Source organism: Bradyrhizobium sp. Arg816 (assembly GCF_029989365.1).
GTDB lineage: Bacteria > Pseudomonadota > Alphaproteobacteria > Rhizobiales > Xanthobacteraceae > Bradyrhizobium.
Genome location: NZ_JAPRAQ010000021.1, coordinates 1 through 15,524, shown reverse-complemented (window position 1 = coordinate 15,524; position 15,524 = coordinate 1). Strand labels below are relative to the sequence as shown.

General features: G+C 56.8%; 11 protein-coding genes. All 11 read left to right on the top strand.

Annotation, left to right across the window (positions count from 1 at the left end; genetic code table 11):
* Positions 1-1,803: 1,803 nt before the first annotated feature.
* The 11 genes from OWC48_RS34665 (at position 1,804) to OWC48_RS34615 (ending at position 14,892) form a co-directional block, all read left to right on the top strand.
* The gene (locus tag OWC48_RS34665; protein ID WP_282524015.1) at positions 1,804-2,106 is read left to right on the top strand and encodes a hypothetical protein; all 303 of its coding nucleotides are present in this window, start codon (positions 1,804-1,806) and stop codon (positions 2,104-2,106) included.
* 109 nt (positions 2,107-2,215) lie between these two features.
* Positions 2,216-2,641 (top strand): hypothetical protein, encoded by a 426-nt coding sequence (locus OWC48_RS34660; RefSeq protein ID WP_282524014.1) that lies wholly within the window; start codon positions 2,216-2,218, stop codon positions 2,639-2,641.
* Complete coding sequence (locus OWC48_RS34655; RefSeq protein ID WP_282524013.1) at positions 2,628-3,968, top strand: NtaA/DmoA family FMN-dependent monooxygenase; 1,341 nt, start codon at positions 2,628-2,630, stop codon at positions 3,966-3,968. The genes OWC48_RS34660 and OWC48_RS34655 overlap by 14 nt, the downstream gene beginning before the upstream one ends.
* A gap of 101 nt (positions 3,969-4,069) precedes the next feature.
* The gene (locus tag OWC48_RS34650; protein ID WP_282524012.1) at positions 4,070-5,692 is read left to right on the top strand and encodes an ABC transporter substrate-binding protein; all 1,623 of its coding nucleotides are present in this window, start codon (positions 4,070-4,072) and stop codon (positions 5,690-5,692) included.
* On the top strand, positions 5,664-6,653 hold the full coding sequence (locus OWC48_RS34645) for an ABC transporter permease (RefSeq protein WP_282524011.1): 990 nt from the start codon (positions 5,664-5,666) through the stop codon (positions 6,651-6,653). The genes OWC48_RS34650 and OWC48_RS34645 overlap by 29 nt, the downstream gene beginning before the upstream one ends.
* Positions 6,650-7,513 carry an ABC transporter permease gene (locus OWC48_RS34640; protein ID WP_282524010.1) on the top strand — a complete coding sequence of 288 codons (864 nt, stop codon included), beginning with the start codon at positions 6,650-6,652 and terminating at the stop codon, positions 7,511-7,513. Before OWC48_RS34645 ends, OWC48_RS34640 begins: the two co-directional genes overlap by 4 nt.
* Entirely contained in the window at positions 7,514-9,238 is a 1,725-nt protein-coding gene (locus OWC48_RS34635) for an ABC transporter ATP-binding protein (protein WP_282524009.1), read from the top strand.
* A gap of 886 nt (positions 9,239-10,124) precedes the next feature.
* A complete protein-coding gene (locus tag OWC48_RS34630; RefSeq protein ID WP_282524008.1) occupies positions 10,125-11,606 on the top strand; it encodes a pentapeptide repeat-containing protein in 1,482 nt (493 codons plus the stop codon).
* A gap of 204 nt (positions 11,607-11,810) precedes the next feature.
* Complete coding sequence (locus OWC48_RS34625; protein ID WP_282524007.1) at positions 11,811-12,692, top strand: pantoate--beta-alanine ligase; 882 nt, start codon at positions 11,811-11,813, stop codon at positions 12,690-12,692.
* Positions 12,693-13,016: 324 nt separating this feature from the next.
* Positions 13,017-14,258 carry a cytochrome P450 gene (locus OWC48_RS34620; protein ID WP_282524006.1) on the top strand — a complete coding sequence of 414 codons (1,242 nt, stop codon included), beginning with the start codon at positions 13,017-13,019 and terminating at the stop codon, positions 14,256-14,258.
* A 289-nt stretch (positions 14,259-14,547) separates the two neighbouring features.
* Positions 14,548-14,892, top strand: coding sequence for a hypothetical protein (locus OWC48_RS34615; RefSeq protein ID WP_282524005.1), 345 nt, complete (start codon positions 14,548-14,550; stop codon positions 14,890-14,892).
* Positions 14,893-15,524: the final 632 nt, after the last annotated feature.

The following is a 15,524-nucleotide window of genomic DNA, read 5'->3' as shown; positions in this document are numbered from 1 at the left end:
CTTGACCATTGTGCTAACCTTTGCGCAGCGAGTTCGATTTCCGCAATATTCGCGCAGGTCAGCGTTGCGGCAAGCTGAGCGCGCGTTCTCACAAAGGATGCAGCTGCGCACCGTTCGTTCTCCTGGATAGCCTGCGCTCTCTTATTGCCATCCGTTGCAGTCCGGGGCGATCCAGCCCCGGGTGAAGCTGATGTTGGGAGGATTGGCTGTGGTTCTCTACGCCGCTGATCAAAGTCTGCTTGCGCTGTCTCTTCCTGTCGCGGCTCGACGTAATTCATCTGAGCCGCGCATGGTTGACGTTGTCAATTGGGTCCATTCCCGTCTCCCTTTGGGCCTCTGTCGATATCATTCGGACAAAGTTGATCCGATAAGGATCAGCGACAGAGGCGCGCGCGAATGTCTAAAACTGGATTGGATCTGGTTCTCGAACGGGTCGGTATGTTGAGGGCATACGTGGGACTGACCGGGATCCAGCTCCTTCTTCTCTTTCAGATTTTGAGCCAGAGCTGCGTGAGGAAGTCTGCCGAGGCCAGCTTGCATCGGCTGCGAGTCGATGTCCTTGAAACGTTACTCGAGACGCTAGCTCTGGTCCGAACAGCCGATCTCGTCGCAGCCATCGGGCTCGTGACCGCGCCGGCGTGGCGTGGAGCTCATTGTGCTCTGTTGGGATTGCTGATGGGCGCGAGGATTCGCGTGGGCCCGCCGGGCGCTGGTCGCCAACAAGACCCGCGCGATGCTACTTCGATCCAGGCATCCGCAACACGCGCGGAATAGCCAAAACTCACAATATCAAGGGGCTGCGCGGCCGCGAGACGTTGGATTGCCGACCAGACTGGCAAGGCCACGAACGATTCGGCTCGCATGAAAGCCGCGGCGGCGACGAACCGGCGCACGGGTGCCTCAGCTCGGAAAGACAAAATGGGGCGTTGACGCTTGCAGCCAATGTCACACGTGCACCACAAGGTTGGTCGCGCCTAACAACCATATCGTGGCGAAAGCCTTGTGGTGTGGCCTGCAGGCGCAGCCGAACAAAAGGACCTCGATCTGCGCAGTCGGTCGTATCGGCTCCTCCTTCCCATCCTCCGGGCCCGACGCGATTCCAGTCAAAGTAGCGATAGATCCCAGACCAGTGATGGACGGGGTTCCCGCAACGCGTACAGCTAAAAAGGCCTGAGCTATTCAAAGCGGCGGAGGCCTGCTCCTGAACCACTGAATAAGTGGTGCCGCACCCGATGAATGAAAATTAGAGTATCATTAGTCTTCCTGGGGCGATCCAAAGCGGCCAGTTGGCCGCTGCGATGCCCGAAGGAAGCGGCTGTTGGCGCTCGCGGGTTGCACCCCTGTTGCTAGTGGCAGGACGGCAGCAGGACGGTGATGGCTTAGGTCAGAACGCCGGGGCTGCGTGTCGGCCACCAAGCTGGCGCGGCGCGTGTCGTTCGTGATCTCCCTCGCCGATGATGGCCGCAGACCTCGACGCTGGGCAGGCGATTCGATCTGGCATTGTTGAAGCTGATAGCCCGCGATTCATCACGAGAGGCGCGCCCCACCTCATGTGCCGATAAGTGACGCGCTCCAATACCCAACTGCGTGATTTCGTGAACGTTGATGCGGGTTATTTTTGACGCTCTGAGGTGGCCTATGTCCAAAGGTAATTGAATCCGTGCACGTATCGGCGCGCTCACGAGAAGGAGCCGTGACGACGGGCATTCTCGCAAAGTCGCGCTCGGTCATCATACCGATAGAAAACGCGAGGACGATGCGGCACCTGCAAGATAATCAACCGAAGGTCCGTAGCATCCTCGAATGCAGCAGGCAGCACGGGTGGTGCAGAAGAGAGTTCAACTTCCAAGCGTTGCCTTACGAGGCATCGAGAATCTGGAATGTTTCACCGCATTATTAGATGGTTGGCTTGGCGCGGCCTTATTGATCGGATGTCGCTTTGCAACGGGGCAGCAAGCGGTTGATCAACAATGTCGCGCCAAATCTGTCGTGTGTTCTCGAACGCATCAATTGATGTCGTTCGCTTCGAGCCGGCGCTGCCAATTGAAGCCGCTGCAATCAGGCAGCGCGTTTTCGGTGAGCCTGATCAGAGACCATTTGGGTTAAGCGATGGAAAGATAGGCATCGCAATAGAAGAGGATGCCAACAGACGATAGTAGATTGAAATACTCAACTATTGCGTTTGCGGGGTCTGGACCTCTAAAGATCCTCTAGCTTGATCATTGCTCGCCCGGTCGGGAGTCCAAACGTTTCGATCGCGAATGTCATCCAAAACATCTTCCTGAAAAGGAGCTGGCTTCTTGATGAATTCTGGAGAGCCGATGTGAGTGTACTAGTGTGGAAGCAACCAGCCGCTGGAAACAAGCTGTCACGTTGGCGCCAATCGGCAACCAGCGTGATCGAAGCTCTTCTCGGCCGCGCCCGCTCGGAGAAGATCGCAAGACCTAACAAAAGCTTCTTTGGTGACATTCTTCTCACATCATCCGACTGTTTGTTGTCTATCCCTCAAATTGAATGCCCGGAGCACATGCAGGGTGAGCTTGCGAGAAAGCGCAGGCTGGCTGCCGAGATCGACTTGTCCACAAGGCCCACCAAGCAGCTCAGAGGCCGCCGCACGAGGGGCTGCGATGTCTTCGGGTAACTCCATGCTTCATCTTGGCTTAAATCTTCATGGTGCCGGTGGTCATTTCGCGGCGTGGCGCTGGCCGGGCACAAATCCAAGCGCCTTTTTCGACATCGAGCACTACGTCCGCGCTGCGAAGGTTGCGGAGCGTGGTCTGCTGGATGCTGTATTTCTGGCCGATACCCCTGCGATAAGTTCCGACATTACGCACCAGCCACCGCTTAATGGGCTCGAACCGACGCTGGTTCTCGCTGTGATTGCACGTGAAACGGAGCGAATTGGCCTGATTGCGACGGCGTCGACTACCTACAACGAACCATACAATCTTGCCCGGCGCTTCCAATCGCTTGATGTCATCAGCGGTGGCCGCGTTGCGTGGAACGCGGTCACGACGTCGAGCCCGGCGACGGTAGCAAACTTTGGCGGTCGAGAAGTCGGGCGAGCGGATCGATACAGACGCGCCGAGGACTTCGTTGAAACCGTCCGTGCTCTCTGGCTCAGCTGGAGCGGCGAGATGGTCATCGCCGATCAGGCTGCGGGTGTTTACGCAGATCAGAGTCAGTTCCGCCTGCTCGATCCCGCTACCAATAGTTTCGGCATCCGAGGCCCACTTACGCATCCCGGCTCGCCCCAAGGCTACCCAGTCATCGTTCAGGCGGGCGGTTCGGATCCCGGACTACGGCTCGGCGCCCGCAGTGCAGATGTCGTGTTTGCGGCAGCTGGGGACTTGTCAACGGCTCTGCAGGAGGCAGAGCGCCTGCGCGCGCTCTCTCGGCAATTCGGCCGCCCTGCGGCCCCGCTCATCCTGCCAGGCCTTGTCACCTGTATCGGGGGTACCGAGGAAGAAGCGGCTCGTCGGAAGGAAAACCTTGACGGACTGCTCGATCTGGAGCGCGCCATCGTCGCTCTTGCACGAAGCATGGGTGTGGCGGTCGAGAAGCTCAGCCTCGAAAGGCCAATCCCGGAGGAGATTTTGCCTACTGCAGATGATGTTCCGTTTTCTGTCGGTCATCACCGCACGATTGAGACTCTGGCGCGTCAAGGTCGGACGGTTCGCGAAATCATCAGCAGCGTTCAAGCGTTTGGCCACCGCTTGCTCGTAGGTGCGCCCGAGCAGATCGCGGACTCGATTGAGGCATGGTTCCGCGCTGGCGCGGTTGATGGTTTCAACATCATTCCGGACGTGCTGAAAGATGGCACTTCAGCGTTTGTCGACAATGTGGTGCCCATCCTGCAGAAGCGCGGGCTCTTTCGCAAAGAATATCGGGGTCAGACGCTGCGAGAGCAGCTCGGGCTTTCCATTCCTTTCGGGCCGGCACGAGCCACAGCTAGCTCACCGCTATGACGCTTCCTCAACATCAAATGATTTGGAGCCTGGATATGCACTTATCGAATGCGCGGTCAACGAGGCGATTCACTGGAAAGTCGAACTATCCAGCAAGAACCGTGAAGGCTACCCTTCTCGTGCTCTTGGGCCTGTCGCATCTGCCGTCAAGCATTCATGCTCAAGAAGGGGTAGCCGGCAGCGTAAAGCGAGGAGGCGCTATCCGTTATGGGCATTTTCAAGAGCCTGCTTGCCTGTTCGGGGGCTGGGTGCAGCAATGGTATCTGCAACGTCAGTACAGCGATAATCTGGTTGCGCGCACCGAGGGCGGCAACATTGTGCCATGGCTGGCCGAGTCTTGGAGCATCTCCGACGACAAAAAGGTGTACACATTCGAGATAAAGCCGAAAGTAAAGTTCACCGACGGGACTGCGCTCGATGCGCAGGCTATCGCTGACAATATCAACGGATGGCTTAGCAACGACCCCGATCTTCGCAATCCGACTGCCGCTCCCTATCTTGGCGATAGCTTCGAATCGGCAACTGCAATTGCTCCTCTGAGGTTGCAGGTAAAATTAAAGGTGCCGTTCCAGCCCTTGCTGAACGTGTTCGCCCAATCCTCACAGGGCATTCTCTCGCCATCGGCGCTCAAACGTGGACTCGCGGTCAATTGCGAGAACCCTGTCGGTTCCGGCCCATTCATTGTCGACAAGTGGCGCCATGGGCGAGAAGTCACATTCCGCCGCAATCCCGACTACAATTCGGCCCCGGCCACCGCAAAACATCAAGGGCCGGCTTACGTTGACGGGATCACCTGGAAGTTTCTGCCAGATCAGACTGTCCGATACGGCTCGCTGATCACGGGCGAGACCGATGCCATATACGATATCCCGGCTGTCGCATGGAAGGACGCCAACTCCCGCTTTTCAGTATTGCGGCACCTTACCGGCGGCACCCCCCTGCGCTTGGCGTTGTATACGGCCCGGCCCCCATTTGACGACGTGCTCGTCCGCAAGGCCTTTGCCTATTCTACTGACCGAAGGGCCGCGGTCGACACATCCTTCCTTGGCTCTTTGCCGTTTGAGGGCAACGGGGCGCTAAGTCAGAGCTCGCCGGAATACCTGCCTGAGCTCGGCCATTCCTATGGATACGATGTTCGGAAGGCCAATCAGCTGCTTGATCAGGCGGGTTGGACTGAGCGCAATCGTAACGGCGTTCGTGTCAAGAACGGCAATCCGCTCATCGTGCGCATTTCCTATTCGAACGCTTTTCTGAAGCCGGATGGCGAGCAAGCCTTGCAAGTTATCCAGCAGCAGGCAAGGGAGGCCGGTTTTGACGTACGTCTTCAACCCACCAATCCGGCTGATTTCTTCGCCGGAAAAAACCTCGGACCCGATGATTATGAGGTCGTTCTCCTCTATTGGGTTGCCCCCGGCGCTGAGATTTTCCGGATCTCGTGGAAGCCCGATCAGAACGGCGAGACCAATCGCTTCAATCCCTCACGCTATCAAGATCTGACGCTTTGGGACGCCATTCAAAAGGCGGAGCAGGAACTCAATGGGGCGCAACGTACCGCCCTCTATCAGCAGGCGGAACGGAAGATCGTGGATGAGGCTCCTGTGATTGGCCTCACGGTGCTGGACGTAACGTTGGCGACCAAGCCGAACCTCAAAGACGTTTGGCTAGACCGCGGCTCGGTTGGCGAACCCGTTTTCTATGACGCTCATTTCGATGACGGGAAGTAACGGAGTGAGGATAGTAGCCCATCATCCCATCGTTTGGTTCGCGCGCCGGATATTCTCCGGCGTGGTCGTGGTGTGGGCTGCCGCAACCTTTGCGTTTTTGATTCAATGTGTGCTCCCTGGTGACCGCGCCCAGATCATCATCAATGTGACGAGTGGCAACGTCGGGCCGGCGTCGTCGGCGGAGCTTGCAGCGATCAATGCGAAATATGGTTTTGATCAACCGCTCGCGGTTCAATACGGCAAATACATATTGCAGATCCTGCATGGAGATCTTGGCGAGTCGTACCAGCAACATCGGCCTGTCGCAGCGATTATTGCGGAACGGATTGGCCCCACGATTGTTCTGGCCATCGCTGCGCTGTTGATCGCATGGCTTATCGCAATTCTGACAACCTTGTTCATCGCTGGCAGAGACAACATATGGTCGAAGCTGCTCAATGGCACACAAGTCTTTTTGGCAACGGTGCCGCCTTACTGGCTAGCCACAATTCTGCTTGTGCTCTTTGCGGTAAAGCTAGGCATTTTTCCGGTGATCGGGGGAAATTCGCCGATTGGGCTCGTTCTGCCGACACTTGCGTTGGCTCTTGAACTATCGGGCTTTTTCGGACAAGTCGTTCAGAACGAATTCACGCGCGTGCTCGAGCAGCCGTTCGTTACGTCCGCAAGGGCGCGGGGTATGAGTGATTTCGGCGTCAGGCTTCGCCATGTCCTCCGCCATGCCGCATTGCCCGGCATTACTTTATCAGGTTGGGCGCTCGGCAGACTTCTTTCGGGCGCGATTTTGATCGAAGTGGTTTTCGCCCGTCAAGGCCTAGGTGGCGTCCTTGTCGCTGCGACGTCCTCGCGAGACGTTCCGATTGTCTCTGGAGCTGTTTTGATCTCCGCGGCCCTATTCGTCCTTGCCAGTCTCATTGTCGATCTGACTTACCGGGTAGTCGATCCGAGGATCAAGTTGACATGAGCATGTTCGCCGAAGTCACCTTGTCTCGGCCGCTCAGAGAAATCCTAGCGATCGTGCGTCATGTCCCCTTTCGAATTGCGGTCTGTCTTATCATCTTTGGCGTCTTTGTCCTCGCAGCCATGGCGCCAAAGGTGCTGCAGACGCACGATCCGCTTGCTATTGATTTGAGATCGGCATTGCAGTCTCCGTCGATCGCTCACTGGTTTGGAACTGATCAATTGGGTCGAGATCTTTACTCTCGCGTGGTCGAGGGCGCAGGCCAATCCTTGGCTATCGGACTTGGCGCGACGGCGCTGAGCATGTCCGTTGCAATGGCCATCGGCGGCGCCGCTGCACTTTCTGGCGGTTTATTAGACAGCATTCTCAGCAGAATTATTGACGTGCTCTTCGCAATTCCCACGCTCTTGCTCGCCCTTGTATTTGTGACAGTTTTTGGGCCGTCAGTATTGACTGAAGTCGTAGCTGTCGGAATCGGAACAGCGCCAGGCTATGCGCGCATGATCAGGGGCCAGATGCTTTCCATCAAAGGGGCAGGCTATGTGGAGGCCGCTAAGGTGCTGGGCCATCCATTTCCCCGTATTGTCTGGAGGCATATTCTTCCCAACGCCATGAACCCGCTGACGGCAATGATGACGATCGGCGTAGGACAGGCGATTATATGGGCCTCCGGTCTTGCTTTTCTAGGGCTCGGCGTCGCTCCCCCGGCGCCTGAATGGGGCGCGCTGCTCAATGCCGGGCGCAATTATGTAATCTACGCCTGGTGGCTGGAGATCATACCCGGTTTGGCGGTTACGGCGTTTGCCCTCAGCCTCACCATCATCGGGCGCCATCTACAGGACCGTCTGGAAGGACAAAGATGAATGTCGCAGGGTCGCCCCCAGCCTGTCCCGCAGCAGCCAGACCTCCTCAGGGTCGAATCGCTGCGTGTTTCCTTCGGGCGCGGCATCGCCGAGAACACGGTCGTGCGCAGCATATCCTTCTCCCTCCGACCGGGACAGTGTCTTGCGATTGTCGGTGAATCCGGCTCGGGCAAGAGCGTGACTGCGCGGTCTCTCATAGGCCTTGCTGGTCGCTACGCCAATGTTCATGCACGCCAGCTAAGTTTCGACGGGATGGACCTAATCGGCCTTAGCGATCGTGCCTGGCGGCGCATCCGCGGCACCGAGATTGGCTTTGTATTACAGGATGCACTCGTCTCGCTTGACCCGCTTCGCCGGATCGGCAAAGAGGTTGGTGAAGGCTTGCTCCTCCACGGTGCGGTATCATCACGCGAGGAGCTCGCGCAGCGCGTCATTGCTCTCCTTAAGCTCGTCGGTGTCCCTGAGCCCGAGACCAGGGCCGAGCAGCTGCCGCATCAGTTATCCGGCGGCCAGCGTCAAAGGGCTCTCATCGCTTCGGCACTTGCACTCGATCCGCGCATCCTGATCGCAGACGAACCGACGACCGCGCTCGATGTGACGGCGCAAGCTCATGTGCTGGCACTGCTCGAGGAGACCAAAACGAGGGGCAAGGCTCTGATCCTGATCAGTCACGATCTGGCAGTGGTCTCCCGCGTGGCGGATGAGATCCTCGTCATGCGAGGAGGCGAGGTCGTCGAACGCGGCACCGCTGCCCAGATATTCAGAGATCCGCGACACCCCTATACTCGTCAGCTGCTGGACGCCGTGCCATCAGGCCGGCCGCCCGGCTCACGCCTCTCACCATCAACTATTGTGCGTTCGCCTCTGCCGCAAATGCAGCTACCCCTACAATCGCTGCCGAAATCTCGTCCCATCCTGCTCGAAGCGACAAGTCTAGTGAAGCGCTTCAAGGGCCCGGATGGCACTTTACGGGCGGCTGTGGACGGCGTCTCCTTCGAAGTGCGATCCGGCGAGACTTTGGGCATCGTGGGTGAGTCCGGATCAGGAAAGTCAACGATGGCGCGCATGGTCCTGGCGCTCGACGAGCCTGACGAGGGAGCCGTTCAGTTTGCAGGCCGGCCTTGGACCACGCTCGCCGAATGCGAACGGCGGGCTCGGCGGCGGTCGCTATCGATCATTTACCAGGATCCTCTTGGCTCGTTTGATCCACGTTGGACGGTCGGACGCATCATATCCGACAGCCTTTCGAGCGATGTTGAGACACGGCGCAAGCGGCAGGAGCGTGTTATCGAACTGCTCGATCTGGTCGGTCTATCCCAGGCCTTGCTGGACCGACGACCGCTCGAGCTCTCGGGCGGTCAGCGCCAGCGCGTTGCTATCGCCCGCGCGATCGCACCAAATCCTGCCGTAATCGTCTGCGATGAGCCGGTTTCGGCGCTCGACGTCTCGATCCAGGCCCAGGTCTTGGACCTGCTCGGCTATCTGAAGGACCACCTCGGCGTAAGTTATCTCTTCATCTCGCATGATCTCAGTGTTGTTCGTCATATCAGCGATCGCCTGATAGTTATGCGCCGGGGGAGAATCGTCGATAGTGGCGCCACTGAAGAGATATTTCGTAATCCACTGTCTGAATATACAAAGAGCCTTATCGCGGCCATGCCGCGTCTTGTGCGCGACCAACACATAGGTCATTCAACGACGATCCTCGAAGGAGGCATCGCATGAATGCCTTCGAAATTCGACTTCCTCTATCGTTAAAATTGTCGATCTCCGATCGCGGGGGCATTCGCCTTTGCGCACCGATTTGGTCATGATTGGGCGCTCGTTCATCGCTCGAACCAAGGCAGTCTGTGGCACCGGTTCCCACTAGATGGACCGGCCGGCGCGCGGAGCAGGGCTAGCCGAGTTCGAACACCCGCTAACCGTGAGGTCGGCGATCCGCAAATGTCGAATTGCAAGTCATCGATTGAGTGCAAGGACTCGCGGCTTTTGCTGTCCTGCAAACGAGCTCGAAAAATTCGCTTTCACGATAGCCTTGCGATCATGGTGCGGTCCCTGACAACGAGGCCGTGTTTGTCAGGTTCAAAACATTCGGCGTCAATTTCGATCTCGCGACGCTTATTGAGCCCTTAACTGCGACTGATCTAGCTGGCACGGTCATTGCTATCGAAATGAGGTAACGCCTAGTAAGGCCGAGTGAGCCCTAGATGAACGATCACTATTCCGCCCGCAAGCCGTCGGTCCGTTCGAAAAAAAACCTTGAATTTTGCATTCGGTTTGATGGAGAGCGATGTGGACTTGCCTAAAAGAGCGACGAGACAAATCGCAACTTCTGGACCTATCGGCACTGTCAAACGACCGTTGCGTTGTCAGCGTTGCCGGACTCAAGTGAAGAAGCGTAGCGAGCAGCATTAGGGGCGCATGACCAGAATTCGGCTGGCGTGCGCAAGCGTGCCGGCTACTGAGGCCACCGACACAATAGGTGCCTCAGCGACACATCGTGTCGCCATTTCGCCGACGAGTTCGCCACAACTCGCAAAGCGTACCTCCAAGGTCGAGCAAAAGAGGTCAATAACAGGCCTCCTAATCCGGGCCATACGGAATCGTCGACATGTCGCAAACGATCGGCGCTGATAGCGAGTGCACCGCGAATGAAGGGACAGAGCACTGGTCAGAGTCGAAAAACAACCTTTCATCAGATGGTGAGTTTGTTCGGTACTGGAGCCGAGCTGCCGATCGGCTGCGCGCGGTGGCCGCTGTCGGGAGGCGAACCGAGGAAGCGATCGGAAGGACTGGGATTGGTTTGCAGCTATCCTCCGAGAACTTTAACGGTCACGACCTGTCAGATTTCCCGTTGCGACGCTGTACCCTCAATCGTGCGCAGCTCTACGGAGCAAAGTTGGATCGGGCAGATCTTTCTGAGGCGAACCTTATCTGTCCGGGGCTCGAGAGGGCAAGTTTCCTCGGGGCCAAGCTCGATTTTGCGTATATGCACGCGATCGCCGCGCAAGTTTGCAACTTCGATGATGCCAGTCTGCGCAATGTAGTTGATGCAACCGGCAGTCTGTTTCACGGTTGCAGCATGAAAAGGACACGCTTTGACAACGCGATGCTCAGCGGGCTCCTCGTTTATCAGTGCGACGCGAGTGATGCTGTATTTGATGGCGCGGAACTACAGGGTTCGACCATCAATGAATGCTTCCTGCCTTCCGCTTCCTTCCGCTTTGCCAAGCTGAGCCAAGTCACGATCACGAAGGCGCATCTGGCGGATTGCTCGTTCTTCCAGGCAAAGGGGGACTGTTTATCGATCGTGCGTCCCACCTCGGTCGATGGTCTCGTCCTGGAAGGCGCTCATCTTCCGTATCTGAGACTCTCAAAGGTGAGCGGCCGCATTGCGGCGAGAGCCCTGAACGCTCCATTCGCTGATCTTCACCTGTCAAATCTTTCAAGTGCGGAGCTTGAGCAGGCAGACTTGAGCGAGGCGCGGCTTCTGTCCGTAAGCTTGTCCAACGCGAACCTCGTCGGGGCTGTGTTGAACGGTGCCTCTATTCACTCCTGTCAGTTCGATGGAGCGGACCTGTCTCGGGTATCAGGCGAGAGCATTTCGATAACCGAGAGTACAATGCGGGCCGCCAAATTGACGGGCTTTCGTGGCCGCTGCGCCTTTGTGCGCGACTGCGATCTTGAACATGCAGACTTGTCCCAGGCTTACCTCTACCGGTCGATGATTACAGGTGATCCTCCTCAATCGATGGCATTGGATCACGCAAATCTCGAAGGGTCTAATCTCGTTCAGGCATATGTCGCCGCGGGAATGACCCACAGCAACCTGGAGGCAGCGCGCGTCGCATACGTTCGCATGAACCAATCGTCCTTGCGTGACGCGAACCTGAGTGGGATATCGCCGTTCCAGGCCAGCTTCGTAAAGGTCGACTTTTCGGGCGCGAAGATAACCACATTCGAGCCACCGTTTTTTGCAGACCGATGTCGGGGACTGCAGGCCGCTTTAACGGGTGATCAGCCGCGCAAGCCATCAAGCTATCTGGATGAATTCTCATCGGTGATCAGACGTGGTCGAGAAGGGTCAACCTGACTGCTTTGGAAGCCGCAAAATGGAAGGGGACTAAAGTGTCCGTGAGCTTAGAACGTGTTGGTGCGGTGGCCGAGCTGTGAGCGAGTGCTATAGCTCTTTGGCGCTCGTTGGCATTCGCGACCGATACGAGACACAGGGCAGACCTTCTGCGATCCGACCGATCAGATCGCTCTTTTTGGTGTTCAAAGAGACTGGAGTAGGAAAATGCATCTGGCGTGTCTTTGCGCAGGTAAAGCGTTCATCCGGGAGGTGGCGAGAACCGGGCAGACAATCGGGACGGTACATACTCTCGGCGCCCTGCATCTTGGGCATGCAGAACTGATCAGAAGGGCGGCATCGGAGAATGACGTCGCGATCGTCACAGTCTACCCGAACAAGATCCAGCTTAGACCAGGTGGGAGCTACGATTTCAATTTGGACGAGGATATTGGACTTGCATTGCGTTCGGGAGCAACTGCCGTGATTTCCTCCAACGACACCGAAATGTTTCCGCCTGGCTATCGAACCTTTGTATCGCAAGGCGACGGTCATTTGCGTTTAGGGGGGCCTGATGCGTATTTGAAGGAAGCCGTTACCGGGGCAGTCCGCTGGATCTGCTATGCAAGGCCAACTCGCAGCTACTTCGGCCTGAAAGATATCGGTCAGGCGATCCTGGTGAAGCGCGCCGTCGCAGACCTCCTTCTGGATTGCGAGATAAGGTTTGTGCCGACCGTGAGATACAAGAACGGAGTGCCCATTTCGTCGCGTTTGAAGCGATTTAGCCGTTCCGAGCTTGATGAGCTGTCTTGCCTTTTCACGGCACTCAACCATTCGAGGAAAGAGATCGCCCAAGGGGTATCTAGGGTGAAGGATCTGGTCGCGTCGGCCACATCTCAGATCAAGTTCCGACACTTTAAACTCGATTCTGTTCGAATCGTCGGCGCTGACGACTTCGAAGACCTAGAGCAAGTCAAGCTCCCTTTCATAATTTTTGGAGCGGCAACGGCTCATGGTCTCAGGATCTTCGATAATATCTACGTTCCAGATCAGGATACTCTCATGAAGGGTCCTTCGGATATCTGGGTCGATTTGCCTGAACAGTCCTAGTCAGACGATTATTCATCCATGGCCTTGAGAAAGCTATCCGCTCCGGCCGTATCCCAAGGCGAGGGTCACCTTATGAAGGCGTACTCGGCTTGATGTTGCCTCCAGCGCATAGTCTAACCAGCGCTGAGAGCTCTCACTGATCCATTGAGTAGATCGACTTGGAAAGTCAATGCGATCCTTACTGCCCGACTTGGTAGGGCGAGGCTAGCTGCACTGTGAGGTAGCCTGGTCGAGCGGCCCGTCGCAGCCAAGCGCTGCGGCGGCTCGAAGCGATGAATCGCGCCACACCGTAAACTCTCGAGAGCAGAATCTGCAGAGATGATCATGACAAGGCGATCGGAAGATTATAGGGCTGAGGATTCGTGTGTTATCCCGCTGAGCAAGCTGGATGTAAGCGAGGGCAAGCGCTTTCAAGACGACAGCATGTGGGCTTGCTTTGAGCGGTTGCGAAAGGAAGATCCCGTTCACTACTGTCAAGACAGCGCGCATGGTCCATATTGGTCCGTAACGAAATACCGGGATATCGTAGCCGTAGACACAAACCACAAAGCGTTCTCGTCAGAAGAAGGTGTCACTATTGTCGACGTGCCTGGCGAGCACTGGACCCCGAGTTTCATCAAGATGGGGCCTCCCAAGCACGCCGAGCAGCGCAATACCGTCAGCCCGATCGTCGGACCGGAAAGCTTGACGAAGCTCGAAAACTTGATCCGGTCTCGGGTCAGGGGGATTCTCGCGGGCTTGCCGCGCAATGAGGCCTTCAACTGGGTGGACATGGTCTCCATAGAGTTGACGACGCAAATGCTCGCCACGCTGTTCGACTTTCCATTTGAGGATCGGCGCCTGCTGACCTATTGGTCAGACGTCGCTGTTACAGCTCCGAAAGCAGACCATGCAATCGACAGCTGGGACAAGCGAAGCACCATCTTGTCCGAGTGCCTGGACTATTTCACCCGGCTTTGGAACGAGCGCATCAATGCCGAGCCGCGGCTCGACCTGATTTCCCTGATGGCGCATTCGCCTGCCACACGCCGGATGGAGCCGAGTGAGTTTCTCGGAAATCTGATTCTGCTGATCGTTGGGGGCAATGACACCACGCGCAACTCGATTACCGGCGGCCTCCTGTTCATGAATCAGTACCCCTCCGAACTGCGAAAGCTAATTGACAATCCCAAGCTGATCTCGAGCGCCGTGTCCGAGATTATTCGGTACCAGACGCCAATCGCACATATGCGCCGTACCGCCGCGACCGACAGCATCGTAAGCGGAAAACAGATCAGGAAAGGCGACAAGGTCGTCATGTGGTACATCTCCGGTAACAGGGACGAAGAGATCATTGAGAACGCCGACAATTTCATGATCGACCGCAAGAATGTGAGGCAGCATCTCTCGTTCGGATTCGGCATCCATCGCTGTCTTGGTCGACATCTTGCGGAGCTGCAGCTGAGGGTCCTCTGGGAGGAGATTTTGGATGCGGAATTGTGGTTCGAGGTTGTCGGCGAACCCGAGCGGATTGCGTCTAACTTCGTGCACGGCTATTCCGCTCTTCCCGTGCGGATTGCAGCCTAGCCCCTGATTGCTCCGTCGCCCAGAGGGTAGGCGGCGGGCCGGGCTTGTCCTGAACCATCTTTGGTTTCTGCAAGCAGCGCAGCTGGGGTGATCGACGGGAAACATTGCTGCATGTCGGAAGCTAATTACCGACGTGGTAGACGCTGTAAGGACGTGCGAGAAGCGATAGGTGAGGCGCGCGTTTCGACTCGCAAGCGCTTGGCATGCCGAAATTGAACCTCAACTGCTACTCCGATGCAGATCTCTGGGCTGTCTTGAATAACCGGAACCATAGAAACCGATGACCTCGATGTTGAAAATTGCAGCTATGGCAGCCATTTTCCTTGGAGAAACGCTTTCGATATGCGCCGAGTTGATTGCCTCAAGGCAATTCGCAAAGACCGGTGGCAATCTGGCGATGCTTTGGCCGATGTTTCTCCTGGTATGCTTGGGTGGCATCCTCCTCGTCTTCGGATACGCGCTGGGCTACATGCATCTGAAGAATATCTGGATCATTGTCGCGATATCGGTGGGAGCGATCCTGGTCGTGGAGCCGGTACTCACGGTTCTGCTCTTCAGAGACGTGCCTACCGCCGGTTCGCTGATTGGGCTGGTTCTCGGTGCGTTTGGTGTGCTCGCTGCCATATTTCTATGAAGGTGATTTCACCGGGCCCGGATGGGCGCCGCACTTTTGCGAAATGCAGCCTGAGGATCTGCGGAAGGTCGATTCAGCCGGTTGGGACGAGGAAAAATGTCGATGCTGATCGACCTTCAGCATCTCGTCATCGGTGTAGGGCCGCTAGATTGTTAAGCTCTTATGTCAAAGTTAGCAGGACGCGTGTGGCGAGCGTAGGTCTGCCAATCTATAAGCTGGCCATTTCCGCTTGACCATAAGTCGCCGATTAGGCCGCGAGTGTTCTCCCGGCTACCTACTACCGTTTGGGGACAACCTGACTCAGTCTGCGTCGACGGAGCCATCGGCAGAGGGGCAAGACTCGTACCGGATCGCCTCGAGGCCAGGGCACCTCAGCCGCGGTCACGTCTCGGCTGCTTACACCGACGCAGTTACCCGCATCGCTCTCTTCAGCAACATTGGAGCTCCGATGGAAAACTTCCGGTGACATCGGCTTTCTTGTGCATCCGCAACAACGCTTTTGGCCAGCTAGTGGTTCATCCCATTGATTTTGACGTTTTGATACCGAGCCATTCGAGGACGGGCAGGTTTTCGGGTGGCAGGAGAATCTCGATGCTCCGGGGAACACCGGGCTGACGACGAATGAATCCGTT